This is a genomic window from Ruegeria sp. BF12 (genome assembly GCF_056538705.1).
Map to the genome: position 1 here is coordinate 251,767 of NZ_JBQFTP010000005.1, position 16,533 is coordinate 268,299.

Consider the following 16,533-nt stretch of genomic DNA (forward strand, 5'->3'; position numbering starts at 1 on the left):
GGATATTCACGCCTGCGCCGTAGGATCGAATACGCCGAAAAACAGGAGCTTGGGGAGTGAGGCAGCGCATGCAGAAAGCTATCATCGTTGGCGGAGGTGCCATTGGCCTTGGGCTGGCCTACCATCTGGCCGGTCGGGCGCAGGTCACGGTACTCGAGCGAAACCAACTGACCAGCGGTACAAGCTGGCACGCGGCCGGGATTATCGGGCCGCTACGTGCAACGCCGAACATGACCAGACTGGCCATGTATGCAGGTGAGCTGTTTCGCCAGCTCGAGGATGAATCGGGCATGTCCACCGGCTACCGCCAGACCGGCGGCTTTTGGTTGGCACGTGAAGAAGCGCGTATGGACGAGCTGCACCGCATTGCCTCTCTGGGTCGCCATTTTGGTTTGACACCGTCGATTTTAGAACGGGATGAGGTCGACGTACCGGGACTGAACCTTGATGGCATCGTTGGCGCGCTGCGTGTCGAAGAAGATGCCAATGTGAACCCGGTGGACCTGTGCATGGCCTATGCAAAGGCTGCCCGCGCCAAAGGGGCCGTGATCCGCGAGAATGTACAGGTCGCCGGACTGCTGGTGGAAAACGGGTCGGCCAAGGGTGTGCGTCTAGCGGATGGGTCTGAAATGCTGGCCGACCAAGTGGCGCTGTGTGCCGGTGCGTGGTCGAAGAAACTGGCGGATGAGGTGGGTGTTGCGCTGCCCCTGCAGGCTGTCGAGCATATGTATGTCGTGACCGAGCCTATGGCTGATCTGCCCACCCCTTATCCGGTGTTGCGCGATCTGGATCGCGGTGTTTACGTCAAAGGCGACGCGGGCAAACTGGTCTTTGGCGGGTTTGAGCCGAATGCCAAAGTCTGGGATGCGTTTGGCCCAGAAGGCGACCGCCCATTTCTGGAATTGCCCGAGGATTGGGATCAGTTCATGCCGTTCATGACCGCGGCGCTGGCGTTGGTTCCCGGGTTGGAAGCGGCGGGCATTCAGCACTTTATGAACGGCCCCGAGAGCTTCACCGCCGACACAAAACCCCTGATTGGTCAGACGCCCAATGTCGATGGGTTGTTTGTAGCAGCCGGGATGAACTCGGTCGGCGTGATGTCTTCGGCGGGCGTCGGACGCGTGCTGGCCGATTGGATGGTCGACGGTGAGCCGCCGATGGACCTGTGGGAGGTCGATATCGCCCGTGTCGATCCGCTGACGGCTGACAAGGATCACATTGAATCCCGGATGAAAGAGGCGGTCAGCGATGCCTTTGCTCTGCACTGGCCGTTCAAACAGCCCAAAGCCGGGCGTGGCCTGCGAAAGTCGGCGCTGCATGATCGCTGGTCCCTAGCGGGCGCGCAATTCGGCCTGACCGCCGGTTGGGAGCGCGGACTTTGGTATGCCCAGGACGATAGTGAGCGCGATTTGCCCTATTCGGTAGGCGATCAGCCCTGGTATCCGATTGCGCAGCGCGAGGCCGCGCAGATGCAGGAAGGCGCGGCGCTGATTGACCTGTCACCCTTCGGAAAATTCGACATTCAGGGCCGGGATGCATTGTCGGTGTTACAGTATCTGACAACCGCCAATCTGGATGTGCCCGTCGGACGCGCGGTGTATACCCTGCTGACAAATGGCAAGGGTGGAACCGAGGCAGATGTAACCATCGCTCGGGTCGCGTTAGATCGTTTTCGCATGACCTCAGCTGCCGCGAGCCGGCAAAAGGATCTGGCTTGGTTGCGTCGGCACAGCGCTGGGCGCGACGTGATAATTACTGACGTAACCGAGGCCGAGGTGGTCATCGGCGTTATGGGCGGCGGTTCCCGAGATGTGCTCAGATCTTTGTCCAACGCGGATTGGGACGACTTCCCGTTTTCAACCTTCAAGACCGTGACAATTGCAGGCAAGACTGCCACGGCCACGCGCGTCAGCTTTGTGGGTGAACTTGGTTGGGAACTGTCCATTGCGGTGGAACAAGGTGGCCCAGTCTTTGACGCGCTCTACGCCATAGGGGCCAGACCTTTGGGCCATTTCGCCGTGGATGGTTGCCGGATCGAGAAAGGGTTCAAGCATTGGGGCCACGATCTGGGTCCCGAGATTACGCCGCTTGAGGCCGGGCTTGACTTTGCCATTGACTGGAACAAGGATTTTCTGGGCAAGGATGTTCTGTCCGCCCAGAAAGAACGGGGCCTGACCCGCAGGCAGGTGATGTTCGACATCCCCACGCATCCTTTGATGTTGCATGACGAACCCATATTGGAAAACGGCCGCGTTATCGGCATGACCACCAGCGGCGCGCGTGGTGCTCGCACCGGACTGACGCTGGCGCTGAGTATGATTGAGGTTGCGACAGGCGAGAAACTGTCCGCCACCTGCGAACGAAAGTTCGAAATTGAAGTCGCGGGTGTGCGTCATCAGGCCAATGTGCTGATGCGCCCCCCGTTTGATCCCACAGGCGAAAGGATGCGCGGATGAGCACCACCAACGCTCGGGTCCTGATCATCGGCGGGGGCGCAATGGGCGTGTCCCTCATGTACCATCTGACCAAGGCGGGCTGGACCGACGTTGTTCTGACCGAAAAGAACGATCTGACCCACGGTTCGACATGGCATGCAGCGGGCCTTTGCACGCATTTCGCCCACAACCCGACCATTCAGGAACTGCGCGCCACATCCGTGCGACTGTATCGTGATATCCTGCCGGAAGAGACCGGTGATACGTGTGGTTTTCACCGCTCTGGTGCGATGCGGATTACCTCAAACCCGGACCGGATGGACGAGTTCGCTCATGTCGCGGGGCTTAGCCGTTTTACTGGGTACGACTTACAACTGCTGAAACCCGAGGACATTGAACGCCTGCACCCGCTGGCCCGAACCGAAGGTTTGCTCGGTGGCATATATGAGCCCGATGACGGCCATGTGGACCCGTCTTTGGCCACTAACGCGATGGCCAAGGTGGCGCGTCAGAACGGTGCCACGATCCTGCGGTACAACCCGGTGACCGCAATCCGGCGCGAGGATGACGCCTGGGTGGTCGAGGCGGAAAAAACCACGATCCGTGCTTTGCATATCGTCAATGCTGCCGGCACCTGGGGATGGGAAATAGGGCATATGATGGGGCTGAATATTCCCTCTGTGCCAGTGTTGCACCAATATCTGGTGACTGACACGGTTGAGGCGGTATCCGACCGCATCAAACAGGGCCTGCCCGAGCTGCCGATGATCCGCGACCCGGAAGAAAGCTGGTATGTGCGGCAGGAACGCGACGGTCTGATCCTTGGGCCGTATGAGAAAGACGCACAGCCCTGGTCGGTCGACGGCTGCCCGCCCGAATTCGGAGCCGACCTGATGCCGCCCGATCTGGACCGGGTCGAGGACATCATAATGATGGCGATGGAGCGTATCCCCGCGTTGGAAACCGGTGGCATCAAATCTGTCGTCAATGGCCCGATTACCTTTACACCAGACGCCAACCCTCTGATCGGTCCGGCGCATGGTTTGCCGAATGCCTGGCTGCTGACCGGATCGTCGATGGGCGTGATGGAGGGAGGCGGTTCAGGCTGGTTTTTGGCCCATTGGATGACCCACGGCGCGCCGCCGATGGACGCGCTGGCAGTAGACAGCCGCCGTTTTGGCAACTGGGCCGATCGCGACTATCGCGTCGATAAAGCTATCGAATGCTTCGGTTTGCAATTTGGTGTACATTACCCGCAAGAAGAGCGCCCCGCAGCACGTGGCAAGCGCCTATCTCCCTTGCATGACTTGATGGTCGAGCGTGGCGCCGTCATGGGAACGGCCTATGGTTGGGAGCGGCCCAACTGGTTCAGCGACAAGCAGGGCGACGAGGCGGTGCCCAGCTTCCGCCGCACGAACTGGTTCGAACCGGTTGCGCGAGAATGCCAGGTCGTGACGCATTCGGTCGGGCTTGCCGACATGTCGGTGTTCTCGAAATTCGAAGTAAAGGGCACGGATACCCGCGCATTTGTGGACTCCATCGGCACGAATCTTGCTCCAAATGTTGGCCGCATCGGACTGACGCATGCCCTGACCCCTGCTGGGGGAACGCATTCGGAATTCACCGTTACGGTTCTAGCCGACGATTATTTCTATCTCATCTCGGCTGCAGCCGCTGAAGAGATGGACGAGGATCTGTTGCGCGCTCGCGCGGATGGATTCGACGTTTCCATCACGCGAGTTACCGAGAATTATGGCGTGCTTGGTCTGATGGGACCGAAATCTCGCGACGTCCTGTCTACGCTGACGGACGCTGATTTGGGGGCAGGGTTCCCTTGGCTCTCGGTTCGCGAGATTACAATAGCGGGCATTCCCGTGCGCGCGTTGCGCGTGTCATATGTGGGAGAACTGGGTTGGGAGCTGCACGTCGCAGCCGACCAGATGCGCGCATTGTTCCTGGCCATTGAAGCAGCGGGAAAGCCCTATGGGCTAAGTTTGTTCGGGGCTTATTCCATGAACGCCATGCGCCTTGAAAAGGGGTACCGAGCCTGGGGCGCGGACTTCACGACTGAGCGGACGCCTGCCGAAACGGGAGCGGGTTTCCTGATCAAGATGGACCACGACTTTACCGGCAAGAACGCCCTGGCCGCGCGTTTGGAAAGCGATAATCGCTGGGATATGGTCCTGCTTGAAATTGAAGCCGGGGATGTTGATCCATATTACGCGCATGGGGTGATCCAAGGGGATCGAATGGTCGGTATTGTCACCTCGGCCGCCTATGGTCACCGAACGGGAAAAACACTGGCGCTGGCCTATCTGCGTGATCGGAACGCGAAGGAGGGGCTGGAGGTTCAAATTCTTGGGCAACAACGAGACGCGAAAATTCTGTCAAAACCTCCGTTTGATCCGGCGAACGCCCGAATGAAACACTAGAACCCGCGTGGAGTTTTCGCAGCAATCCGGGGGGAAATTGGTGAGGCCCGTTGTCCACTGCTTTTGAAATTGCGCTCGAGGACATCATAGCGCGGAAACCAGCCAAATCATGACCCAGATTAAGGCTGAATTGCGCTTTAGCAGCGGGTGTTCAGGCTGGGGGATCACTGTTGGGAGCGGCCTTTCCGAACAGGTGATTTCAATCGTGTGATCAGCCGGCTTTCAATTTTCAATTGCGAGGGGCGGGCGGAATTTCACCGGTTTCCCTTGTAGCGTTCGTCGCGAGGTGAAAAAGCGGAAAACGCAACATGATGTGTTGCGATCAAGGGAAACCGCAATATGGCGGGTGATAGAGGCACCGTTTTCCTACGTGGTCCATCCGAAAAAGATATCCCCCAGCTACCGGAACATAATGCGCACTCTTGCCGAATCAAATTGTTTTGTGTTCTGTCGCGGCGATGGTTCCCGACCGCGTTTTGCGGGAAGGGATAAAAGGGAATACGGTGCGGCCTTCTCGAAAAGCCAAATCCGTGACTGCCCCCGCAACTGTAGGCGGTGAGCGACCCGAGATCGTCCACTGGGCTATTGCCTGGGAAGGATCGGGACAGCGTCGACCCGCAAGTCAGGAGACCTGCCATCCGAATATTAATGAACCTGGGCGGGGTGTCCCAGAGGGAGATGTCAATGTTTCAAACGGCCCATGCCGTCCGCAACCTTGCACCTGCTTCGCCCCCTTCCAACCGGAGGAGGCGATGTCGTTGTACTTGCAAAATTCTGATTTCCGACCTTGCATAACCCACAGGGTCAAAGCCACCTTGTCCAGATTCAGCATTCACGAGTACGCCGTAACCGTCGGGGCAGCCCGATGACACGGCGCGCATCGCATAATGACGCCGGAGCGCAAAAAGGCCGCTGTTTTTCTGAGCTCAGCGTACCGGTACTGGTATTGGGTGCTTTGGCGCTGTCCGCTCTGTTGTGGTTCGCGATTTACACGGTGATCTGATGTCTGCTGTTCTTCAACTCCGCGATTTGACTCTCGGATACCGTGATCTGACGCTGTTCCATCGGTTGTCCATGGACATCGAAGCGGGCACGACTCTGGCCGTTTTGGGTGCCAACGGTTCGGGCAAAAGCACTTTTGTCAAAATGCTGCTTGGATTGATGGACCCGCTTTCGGGCAGTCTTGCCTGGCCAAAAGGCCGCCCCCGTGAAATTGGCTATCTGGCGCAGATGACCGAGTTTGACCGTCGCTTCCCCATTCGCGTGCGGGATCTTGCGGCGATGGGGGCTTGGCGAGGGTTTGGGTTTCGAAACGGGCTGGACCATGCGGCGCGCGACAGAATGGTAGCTGCGCTGGATGAGGCCGGTGTTCTCGACATCGCGGACCGCCCCTTGCACATGCTGTCCGGCGGGCAATTGCAGCGCGCCCTGTTCGCACGGGTCATCATGCAGGATGCGCCGCTGATTTTGTTGGATGAGCCCTTTGCAGCCGTGGACCAAAGCACGGAGGCGCATTTGTTGTCGATCATTCGTCGATGGCGCGATGAAGGCCGCGCGGTTGTTTTGGTCGTTCACGACCTCTCTTCTGTACTGGACCATTGCAGCCATGCCCTGCTTTTGGGCGGGCAAGAAGCAACGCATGGTTCGGTAAACGACGTGCTCACACCCGACCGGCTGGTAGCCCAAGGGTATCTATCGGAAAGCCAAGCCTCCTGGATGTTCCGGGGCGGGCCAGCAAATGCGGAGCGCACACATGCTTGAACTCTTCACCGAAATGTGGAGCTTTGCTTTCATGCGGCGCGCCTTCGTGGCGACCACAGTCCTTTCCGCCTCGGTTGCTCCGGTAGGAGCCTTCCTCGTGTTGCGTCGCTTGTCCCTTGCCGGGGAGGCGATGGCCCATGCGATCACGCCGGGCATCGTTATCGGGTTTGTGACCGCCGGCCTATCGGTGATGTCGCTGCTGGTTGGAGGTCTGATTGCGGGTGTGGGTGTAGCCATACTAACCGCTTTTCTGGCGCGCAGGACGATTTTGCGCAGCGATGCCAGCCTTGCGTCGCTGTATCTGATTGCGTTGGCTGTCGGTATCTTCATCCTGTCGGCGGCAGGATCCGCCGTTCCGCTCAAAAGCTTCCTGTTTGGCTCGATCCTCGGGATCGACGACGCTTCGATGATGCTTGTGGGTGGAGTTGCGACTGTGACCCTGGTCGCCTTTGCCTTCCTGTTGCGACCTCTGATCGTCAGCACGTGCGACCCGGTCTTTTTTGAAACCCAGACGCGGCGGCCTTGGTTGATTGATCAGGGTTTCATGCTGCTTTTGGTTCTGAACCTGCTGGCGGCGTTCAAGACGCTTGGCACGCTGATGGCCGTTGGTTTGATGATCCTGCCTGCCACTGCGGCGCGCTACTGGGCGAGCACCATAACGGCGCAGCTGGTACTGGGTTTCATTTTCGCCCTGTCCAGTTGCTGGATCGGGCTGACACTGTCCTACTTTTTCCCGGAAACGCCCTCCGGCCCTGCAATTGTGCTGGTCGCGGGTGGTTTGTTTCTGTTCTCAGCCATTTTCGGCCCCTTAGGCTTTGGCGGCCGGTTGCGCAAACCGTCCGTTTCAAAAGACATCCCCGTTGCGCAAGTTCATCAAGAAGAGCGAGCAAAATGACTCTTGTGAAATCCCTCTATGCCGGCATCGCCTCGGCGTCCCTTGCTTTGGCCGCACTGCCGGCTGCGGCTGCTGAAGACGACGTCCGGATCGTGGCCAGCTTCTCGATCCTTGGCGACATGGTCGAAGAAGTTGTCGGCGAACTGGCAACAGTCACGACCATTGTCGGCCCCGACGCTGATGCTCATGTCTATCAGCCTTCGGTTGCCGACGCGAAGGCCGTGGCCAAGGCTGACATCATCTTTGTCAATGGACTGGGCTTTGAAACCTGGTCAGACACCCTGATCTCAGAGTCTGGAACCAAAGCGTCTGTACACGTTGCAACCGACGGTATCACGCCGGTCAAAGTGGATGGTGAGACCGACCCCCACGCATGGAACTCTTTGTCAAACGGCGTGATCTATGTGACCAACGTCGCCGACGTTATGAAAGAAGCCATGCCCGAGCATGCAGACGAGATCGTTGCCAATGCCAAAGCCTATATAGCTGAGCTTGAGGCGTTGGATGCCGAAACCAAAGCCAAGCTGGCAAACCTGCCCGCGAACCGCCGCACCGTCGTGACGGCTCATGACGCGTTCGGCTATCTTGCGGACGCTTACGGACTGACCTTCCTTGCGCCGGTCGGCATCGACACCGAGGCTGAACCTTCCGCCAAGCAGCTTGCCGTTCTGATCGACCAGTTGAAGGCTGATGGTGCCGCTGCCCTGTTCGTGGAAAACATCACCAGCCCGGCTTTGGTTCAGCAAATTTCGGACGAGACAGGTATCGTGATCGGCGGTCGTCTTTTCTCCGATGCTTTGTCCGAGCGCGGCGGTCCGGCCACAAGCTATCTGGCGATGTTCCAGCACAACCTGGGCACTCTGCTGGACGCGCTGGCACACTAGACCGCAAGCTAATCTGAAGTCACGCGCGGGGTGGTTTTTGAATGATCGCCTCGCGCAACCTGACCGAAACCATGTTTGTGGCTGGGTCAACGGTTGCACCGCTGCATTAGGCGGTCATTGCGAACGGCGAATGTGTTATTCACCAACAAACTCTGGCCGATGCAAAGCAACTAAAAGCCAGCTTTTGACCAAATTTGTGTGTGCCGGACTTTCATTTTCAGCGAGTGACAGATCCCGTCAAACTGAGGCAGAAGACCAGCTATTCGCATGCTCTGACTCTCAAGGCCGAAGATCGGTCTGACTGAAGCAGGCCAATCTCGAAAAACCACCGATGTCGCAATCAGTCGGTATTTTGGTTCTGTTTTCAATACGGTTGAGCCATTGCCTGTGCGGACGAGGGTCGGATGACAACCGGTTTGAACGAGATTTCGACCAGACTAGAACACCGCAGGCGAAGTGTGTTTTTCGTTTTTGCGGCCGGTGTCTTGTGGTCGACAGTTGGGCTTGGCATCCGGCTGATCGAAGACGCGGTCGTCTGGCAGATATTGCTCTACCGGTCGATCAGCCTCAGCATTTTCCTGTTTGTTGTGATCCGATTGCGCACCGGAGAGACGCCTATCACGCATCTCCGGCGTCTCGGCTTTCCTGCGGTAGTTGCAGGGCTGTCGCTGGTTGCGGCCTATTCTGGTGGGATCTATGCGATCCAGGTCACTTCTGTCGCGAATGCGATGCTTTTGTTTGCTACCGCGCCATTCATGGCTGCGGTTTTGGGATGGATTGTTCTGAAGGAAGAAGTGCGCGGCGCGACCTGGGTATCTATCGCCGTCGCCATCTGCGGTATTGCCATCATGGTCGCGGACAAGTCCGGGGGTGGAGCTCTGAGAGGTAGTCTGGCCGCGTTGGGATCGGCCGTTGGGTTTGCCGTTTTCACGGTGGCGCTGCGTTGGGGAAAATCCGGTGAAATGCTGCCCTCGGTGTTCCTTTCGGGCGTATTCGCCATTTTCATCACTTTTGCTGTCTGCAAGTTTCTGCAACTTCCTTTGCTTCTGTCCCCTCGCGATGGTGGCATAGCGATGGCCATGGGCGTCTTTCAGGTCGGGGCAGGCCTTATCCTGTACACTCTCGGGTCGCGTGGCTTGCCCGCTGCAGAACTTGTTCTGCTGTCATTGGCAGAGGTTCTGCTTGGTCCGGTTTGGGTGTGGGTTTTTCTGGGTGAAACAGCATCTTTCCACACGTTGCTCGGCGGTAGTGTGCTGTTGGCCGCAATTGTCGGAAACGCGGTTTCTGGAATGGTGCGAGCCCCTCCGCCGTGTCAGGTTGATAAAAAAACCGTGGGTTCGTCCTGATCGCTGATTGCCGGATTCTGTCGGCAGCGCGTTGGATGATGGGAATAGCTGTGACATGCCAAGGGTAACCAGCGAAATAAGTGGCTGAATGTAGTCACTTATTGGCGGTTAGCTTTTCAGTCGCTACCATCGATGGCGTTCGGATGCTCTGTGAAGGAAACAACCGAGCTTTAAAATCATAGGAGGGCGAATAATGACCGCGAAGCATTTTTTCGGACGTGCCGCAATAGTAACCCTTGTATTTGGGCAGATCGCGACGGCAGCGCTGGCCGAGACGTTTTCGTTGACCGGGCAATACGAGGGACGATACGCCTGTGACAGTACCACGGGGGGTGTTCCTGCAAGCTGGTCAGACCCGATGCGCGCCGGGATCGTGCAGGATGGGGACGACATATCCATTGACCTGCTCTACACCGACAAACAAGAGCTTGGGGCCGAATACTCGCTTTACTCTGGCTCAATCGCACTGTCACCTGATGGCACGTTGATCAGCGGTTACTTTGAGGCCTGTGGCGGCACTTTCCCATCAAAAGAGCTGGCGCGGTTTTTCCCGGCATCAACCTCATCTGCGCCGTTCAGCTTGTCGGTCACGAGTGTCTGGGCTTCGGATCAGGTGCCGAACATTCCGGGACTGACGGTTCAGACCTGCATTTGGAGCCTTACGCGCGTGTCTACGGACACTCCCAAAATACGATCTTGTGATACGAATTCTCAGTAGACGATCCCCTAAATTGGCCAAGGCCGTCAAAAATCTTAGAAATTCTGAAAATATTTATCGCGGCAACCTCAGTTGACGTAGGGGAAGACGGGAATCTTTCTAAGATCGCAAAATATCTATATATTGATGCATATTAGCGTCAATTGGCCGGCTCGGTGTCTGTGCCAAAATTGGAATTGCGCAAGGGTGGAACCACGGGGTTACGGCTGAACCCGGACCGATCGAGCGCGCCGGGACGGTTACAATCGCGCCCCTGAAACCCATATAGCCGCCAATCTGTTAACTTTCACTGTGCCTTGGCAGGTGTCCGATCCACCTGCAAGGCCCATAACAAACAGGATGGTCCCGATGAGTTTCATTCTAAAAAGTAGCCTGGTTACACAAATCATTGTCGGGCTCATCGCTGGTGTTCTTCTCGCCGCTGTCTGGCCTCAGGCTGGCATGGCGATGGGTTTGCTCGGCGACTTCTTTGTCGATGCGCTGAAAGCGGTCGCGCCGGTTCTGGTGCTGATCCTGGTCTGTGCCGCGATCACCAACCACAAGAAGGACAGTGAGGCCCGTATGGGCCCGGTCGTGTTTCTGTACATCCTCGGCACTTTCGCGGCAGCTTTGGTTGCGGTTTTGGCCAGCTTTATGTTTCCGGTCTCATTGCAACTGACTGGAACACCTCAGATCATGGATGCCCCCGACGGTCTGGCCGAGGTTGTGAAGAACATCCTGCTTAAGATCGTGGATAACCCGGTCAATGCCCTGGCACAGGCCAACTACATCGGCATTCTCGCCTGGGCGATTGGTTTAGGCCTGGTCTTCCGTCATGCCAGCGCCACGACCAAGACGTTTATGCAGGATCTGGACAACGGGATCACCAAGATCGTTTCCGCCATTATCCGCGTCGCACCGATTGGCATTTTCGGCATTGTTGCCTCGACCATTGCGGAAACCGGGTTCGGCACGCTGCTCGGCTATGCCAACCTGTTGATATTGTTGATTGGTTGCATGGCGTTCATGGCGCTTGTGGTCAATCCGCTGATCGTATTCCTGCGTATTCGGCGAAACCCCTATCCACTGGTGTTCACCTGTCTCAGAGAATCTGGCATTACAGCATTCTTCATGCGCAGTTCCGCCGCCAACATCCCGGTTAACATGGAGCTGTGCCGGCGGATGAATCTGGATGAAGAGACCTATTCGGTCACCATTCCGATTGGTGCCACCATCAACATGGGCGGCGCGGCCATAACCATCACCGTCATGACACTGGCCGCAGTTCACACCATGGGCATCGAGGTCGACTTCCTCTCGGCTCTGTTGCTGAGCATCATCGCAGCAATCGCCGCGACCGGAGCCTCGGGCGTTGCGGGCGGATCGCTACTGTTGATCCCGATGGCCGCCAGTCTGTTCGGAATCGACAACGCCACAGCCATGCAGGTTGTCAGTATCGGGTTCATTGTCGGCGTCCTGCAGGATTCTGCAGAAACTGGGCTGAACTCGTCAACAGACGTTCTGTTCACTGCGGCGGGGTCGTACAAACAAGGTGATCCCTACCCGCAAAAGCTACCTCTGAACGAGGTCCCTGCGTAAGTTGAACTCACGCTCTCTTTGAGAGACCTATAGTCAAGGGATGCGCCGCTAAGCGGCGCATCCTGCCTTAGGCACAATACCCGGGTTCCGGTCAGAGCGAATCTAGGCGCGCTCTTTTGAATTCAAACACTTGATGCCCCGGCGCCCCGTATGTCTTGCTGCAAGCCCGTTAGTCGCAGGCGGCGGTGACGATCATTTCGACCTTCAACACATCGCGGGCGAGCTTGGATTCCCCGCACGCGCGGGCAGGTGCATGGCCTTCCGGTACCCATGCGTCCCAAACGGCATTCATTTCGGCAAAGTCCGCTATGTCAGCGAGCCAGATTTCACATTTCAGAATACGGGTCTTGTCGCTGCCGGCCTTTGCCAACAGGTCCTCGACCTTGGCCAGGATGTCGCGCGTTTGCTCGGTCACGGATTCCGCGTCCGACGTCTGGCCGCACAGATAGGCGACGCCGTTGTGTTTGACGATCCGGCTCATACGTTGGCCGGTTTCGATCCGGGTGATGGTCATGTCGTGTGTCTTTCCCTTTATGGAACCTGATGGTGATTACGCGCGGCGCAAGAGCGGAGAAATGCAGGTTTCTTGCTATCAGCTGGTCGTCAACTCGGTTTGATAGCCGAATAATGCGGGCAGCCCGCCGGTGTGCAGCATTGCGACTTTCTGTCCGGGCTGGATTTTGCCCACATCTACCAAATGCAGTAAACCCGCGAAGGTTTTTGCAGAGTAAACAGGGTCAAGGAAAACGCCCTCGGTCCGGGCCATCATCTCTAATGCATTGCGGGTCGTGGCGCTCAACTTGCCGTAACCCGGTGCCAGTGCCTCGTCCAGAACCTCGATCTTGGCCTGCAGAGCCGGCGCATCAATTTCAAGCAAATCCGCCAGTTTCTGCAAGACCGTCTGCATTCGGGCATGCTGCTTGTGTCTGTCCCGACGGACGCAGACCCCGAATACCGGGGAATTCACCCCAGCCAGCGCAACTCCCGTTAACAACCCTCCGTGCGTTGCACCACTGCCCGATGGGACGACGACCGCATCAAAATCGGGCATTTGCTGGCACAATTCCTGTCCGGCAACGACATAGCCCAATGCGCCCAGCGGTGGATGGTTCAGACCCAGATGGATCACGTATGGTTTGCGTCCATCAGCCTTCAGCTCTTCCGCGCGGGCGTGCAGCGCAGCGTCGGCGCCTGCTTCGTCCTCACCCTCGGGATAGCTCATATGCTCGGCACCCAGAATTTTGGCCAACAGCACATTGCCCGAAGTGTAGTAATCCGGTCCCATACCAGAAACACGCTCTTCCAGTTGCAGAACGGATTGCATACCCAAACGGGCTGCTGCCGCAGCTGCGGAGCGCACATAGTTTGACTGAACGGCACCTGTGATTAAAATGGTGTTCGCTCCCTGTTGCAGCGCGTCACCGAAGTAGAACTCCAACTGGCGTGTTTTGTTTCCACCAAATCCTAGGCCGGTCAGGTCGTCGCGTTTGAGCCAGAGGTCGATGCCCAGTGTGCTCGACATCCGGTCCAGCCTTTCCAGCGGTGTCGGACCGGACATGAGCCGGGCCCGAGGGAAACTGGCCAGAGTGTTTGTTGGTGTCATCTTCTGCCCTCCGAAACTATGCCATCGCGAAAGCGCGTTGAAAGAGAACACAGCAAGCAATCAGGGAAACGACCCGAATGGCTGTCGTGGTGAATGTCTGCGGCAGGTAAGCGCCGGTGGCGCGACCTAGCAAGCTGCCGACCAGAGTTGTGACAATAAAGATCCAAAGTTGCGACCCGTACGGGATTGCCTGAGCCCCAGAAAAACTGTGCAACAGAAAGGCGATACCGTATGCCACCAGCGCAATGGGTTGAACCAGCTTGGCGACATCTTTGCCCGAGCGGCCTTTTGCAATCAAACCGAACACCATCAAAGGGCCGGGCGTTGCCGCCCAAACGGTCGCAAGACCGGACAATCCGGATACCGCTGAAAATCCCGCAGTTCCAATCGCGTTGTGAAAAGGGATCAGGGTCGTGATCAGACCGATCAGCAGCAGGCAGGCGGTCAGGGCCAGAACAAATGCCTCGTTCAACATGGGATAAACGGCAAGACCGGCAATCACTCCGATAAGGCATCCAAAAACTGCGATGCGAATAGTCTTGCCTTCGGTCTGAAGGATGTGCCTGTCGGTGGCTGCGGCTGACACAACGGTGTTCAACAGAAGCAGAACAGGAACAGCGGTCGACGTACCAAGCAAAACCATCATTGGCGGCCCAGCAATGATGCTGAACCCAATGCCGACCCCGACCTGCAGCATGGCGCCAAGGCAGATGGCGGCTATCAGAATGGATAGTTCGACGGACACTTCAACCCCTCATGGCAGCGACCACCCGTTGCAACGGTGGAAGTATCCAGAGTTTCGAGCCAGGTCCATGCCTATATCGTCGGGGCCCGACCTGGCCCAATAATCCGTGATGATCCGCGGCATCATCGCGACCAAGGCATGATCCCTGAATACGAACTTCGGGCTGCAACGGAATGCGCCATTTGTGCCAGCGTCGTCAGGTCGAAGACCGGAAGACGCAGCTCTTCCTGAAGCCGGGCGGCGTAGGGCGGCAGATCCGTGCATTCCAAAACTAGTGACCGTATTTCGGGCGTTTGGCGCTTCAGGCGCCGGGCTGCCTCCAGAACTTCGGCTTCGATCACATCGGTATCCATACGAGTCCGCATGTTGCGCAAGATCACCTCGGCGAATTCTCTGGTGTGCTCTAACCCTTGTACTGCAACCGGGATCTCTGCTGCTCCGACGCCTTCGAAATGCTGCGGAGTCAGGGCCGACGCGTCTGCCGTCAACACACCCACCGGAGCGTTGGCTCCGGTCATGTGGTAGGCCAAAGGGACCTGGATCAGACTGGATGCGAAGACAGGTACGGAAACGGCTGCCGCCAATTCCTTTTGAAACAACGCCAGGAAACCGCAGCTGCCGGTTATGGCCCGTACGCCTTCGGCCTCAAGATGCTGTGCGCCTTTGATAAAAGGCTCCAAGAGTTCCGGAGAGGGATTGTTCAACAGGGTCGGAACTGTGACGCCGTCGATCATCTCATAGAGCACCGGAAACGGCAGGCTGGACGGGTTCTTGATGTGACCGGGTGGTTTCGGAAAATAACTTTCAAGGCACAAAACCCCAATCGATGCCCCGCAAATGTTTTGGCCGCCATCGTAAATTGGCATGGTGTTCAGGTCCTTTCGATTTGGGGTTTAAAACCGGGCCAGCAAAAACGGGTCCAGATTGACGTTTGGGCTGCGCCCGGACACAAGGTCGGCAATGAGCTCGCCGGTTTTCGGGGCCATCATCAACCCATAGTGAGAGTGCCCGAACGCGGTGTAGAGTCCGTCATTGCCATCTACAGAGCCGATTGCAGGAAGGCTGTCGGGAAAGGACGGGCGTCGTCCCATCCAGAAACGTGCCTCGTTTGTCTCAAGGTTCGGGATCATGGACTTTGCTTGTTTGGTCAGGATCGTTTCCTTACGCGGATCGACGGGGGCGTCGATATCGGCAAACTCGGCCGTGCCGGCGACCCGCAGGCCGCCTTGCATAGAACTTGCGACAACCTTTGCATCCACATCCATGACCGAGTTGTTCAATTCCGCCGAGGGGATCGGGAACTCAACGTGATAACCCCGTTCGGCGACAAGCGGCACAGGCAGGCCCAGCGGCTTCAGCAAGTCGGCGGACCAAACACCAGCCGCCAGTACGACGCACTGGGCGTGCAGTGTTTCCTGCGGGGTAGTAAGCGTCCAGCCGCCATCCTCAGCTCGGGTCAGTTTTGTAACCTCGGTTCGTACGATCTCAGCACCTTGCATGCGCGCTTTGTCTGCCAGAACCGCACCCATGCGCCCCGGAGAGGTCACGCGTGCCTGACCCTTGATCACGATTGCTGCCTTGAACGCATCCGTCAGCGCGGGTTCAAGGCGCCGAAGCTCGTCGCCGTCGATGCGCTCCAGATCGCCGCCCTTTTCCTTACGGATCAGGTAATCAAGCCCGCCCAGATTGGCTTGTTCCGGATGGCGGAAAGCATGGACATAATAGCTGTCGGTGATCAGGTCTTCGTGCCCTGTGCCTTGCAAATGTCGGCGGTAAAGATCGATGGACGGGCGGCACAAAATTTCCATCGCATCCGAGACCTCGCGAACGGTCTTTTCGCCGGAGTTGCCCAAGAAACGCATTCCCCAGGGGATCATTTTTGGCCAGAAGGCAAGTCGAACTGACAGCGCGCTTTTCGGATCCAGCAACATCTGGGGAATTTTCTTCCAGATACCTGGCATCGCTTGTGGAATAATCGACCATGGCGACACCACACCGGCATTGCCAAACGAGGTTTCCTGCCCCGGTTCGCCCCGGTCGATGAGCCGGACCGGGACGCCGCGTTCCTGTAGCGACAAGGCGCAGCAAACGCCGACGATCCCAGCGCCGATAATGGTGACTTGTTCTGTCATCGTG

14 protein-coding genes and 1 riboswitch are annotated in these 16,533 nt (G+C 57.6%); of the genes, 9 read left to right on the forward strand and 5 right to left on the reverse strand.

Annotated features, from left to right (window positions below; all coding sequences use genetic code 11):
* The first annotated feature begins 68 nt into the window (after positions 1-68).
* The 9 genes from ACR0J0_RS10875 to sstT all read left to right on the forward strand — a co-directional run bounded on the left by ACR0J0_RS10875 (position 69) and on the right by sstT (position 12,049).
* Positions 69-2,456, forward strand: a complete 2,388-nt coding sequence (locus tag ACR0J0_RS10875; protein ID WP_480663818.1) for a GcvT family protein — start codon at positions 69-71, stop codon at positions 2,454-2,456.
* Positions 2,453-4,867, forward strand: coding sequence for a GcvT family protein (locus tag ACR0J0_RS10880; RefSeq protein ID WP_480663820.1), 2,415 nt, complete (start codon positions 2,453-2,455; stop codon positions 4,865-4,867). The genes ACR0J0_RS10875 and ACR0J0_RS10880 overlap by 4 nt, the downstream gene beginning before the upstream one ends.
* 442 nt (positions 4,868-5,309) lie before the next feature.
* Positions 5,310-5,520: riboswitch (cobalamin riboswitch) on the forward strand.
* Positions 5,521-5,732: 212 nt separating this feature from the next.
* Positions 5,733-5,870 (forward strand): hypothetical protein, encoded by a 138-nt coding sequence (locus ACR0J0_RS10885; protein ID WP_480663822.1) that lies wholly within the window; start codon positions 5,733-5,735, stop codon positions 5,868-5,870.
* A complete protein-coding gene (locus tag ACR0J0_RS10890) occupies positions 5,870-6,628 on the forward strand; it encodes a metal ABC transporter ATP-binding protein (RefSeq protein ID WP_480663823.1) in 759 nt (252 codons plus the stop codon). Before ACR0J0_RS10885 ends, ACR0J0_RS10890 begins: the two co-directional genes overlap by 1 nt.
* Positions 6,621-7,523 carry a metal ABC transporter permease gene (locus ACR0J0_RS10895; protein WP_480663825.1) on the forward strand — a complete coding sequence of 301 codons (903 nt, stop codon included), beginning with the start codon at positions 6,621-6,623 and terminating at the stop codon, positions 7,521-7,523. Before ACR0J0_RS10890 ends, ACR0J0_RS10895 begins: the two co-directional genes overlap by 8 nt.
* Complete coding sequence (locus ACR0J0_RS10900; protein WP_480663827.1) at positions 7,520-8,407, forward strand: metal ABC transporter solute-binding protein, Zn/Mn family; 888 nt, start codon at positions 7,520-7,522, stop codon at positions 8,405-8,407. The genes ACR0J0_RS10895 and ACR0J0_RS10900 overlap by 4 nt, the downstream gene beginning before the upstream one ends.
* A 404-nt stretch (positions 8,408-8,811) precedes the next feature.
* Entirely contained in the window at positions 8,812-9,753 is a 942-nt protein-coding gene (locus ACR0J0_RS10905; RefSeq protein WP_480663829.1) for a DMT family transporter, read from the forward strand.
* Positions 9,754-9,946: 193 nt separating this feature from the next.
* Positions 9,947-10,471, forward strand: a complete 525-nt coding sequence (locus ACR0J0_RS10910) for a hypothetical protein (protein ID WP_480663831.1) — start codon at positions 9,947-9,949, stop codon at positions 10,469-10,471.
* A gap of 348 nt (positions 10,472-10,819) precedes the next feature.
* Positions 10,820-12,049, forward strand: a complete 1,230-nt coding sequence (gene sstT, locus ACR0J0_RS10915) for a serine/threonine transporter SstT (protein WP_480663833.1) — start codon at positions 10,820-10,822, stop codon at positions 12,047-12,049.
* Between the two features lie 169 nt (positions 12,050-12,218).
* On the opposite strand, the gene ACR0J0_RS10920 is transcribed toward sstT, so the two are convergent.
* From ACR0J0_RS10920 to ACR0J0_RS10940, 5 genes are all read right to left on the reverse strand, one after another.
* Positions 12,219-12,563, reverse strand: coding sequence for a RidA family protein (locus ACR0J0_RS10920; protein WP_480663835.1), 345 nt, complete (start codon positions 12,561-12,563; stop codon positions 12,219-12,221).
* 78 nt (positions 12,564-12,641) lie between these two features.
* Positions 12,642-13,652, reverse strand: a complete 1,011-nt coding sequence (locus ACR0J0_RS10925) for a D-cysteine desulfhydrase family protein (RefSeq protein WP_480663837.1) — start codon at positions 13,650-13,652, stop codon at positions 12,642-12,644.
* 16 nt (positions 13,653-13,668) lie between these two features.
* Positions 13,669-14,397: a TSUP family transporter gene (locus tag ACR0J0_RS10930; RefSeq protein ID WP_480663839.1), complete on the reverse strand. Its 729-nt coding sequence runs from the start codon at positions 14,395-14,397 to the stop codon at positions 13,669-13,671.
* 122 nt (positions 14,398-14,519) lie between these two features.
* Positions 14,520-15,263 (reverse strand): aspartate/glutamate racemase family protein, encoded by a 744-nt coding sequence (locus ACR0J0_RS10935; protein WP_480663841.1) that lies wholly within the window; start codon positions 15,261-15,263, stop codon positions 14,520-14,522.
* A gap of 27 nt (positions 15,264-15,290) precedes the next feature.
* Positions 15,291-16,529, reverse strand: a complete 1,239-nt coding sequence (locus ACR0J0_RS10940; RefSeq protein ID WP_480663843.1) for an NAD(P)/FAD-dependent oxidoreductase — start codon at positions 16,527-16,529, stop codon at positions 15,291-15,293.
* Positions 16,530-16,533 lie beyond the last annotated feature (4 nt).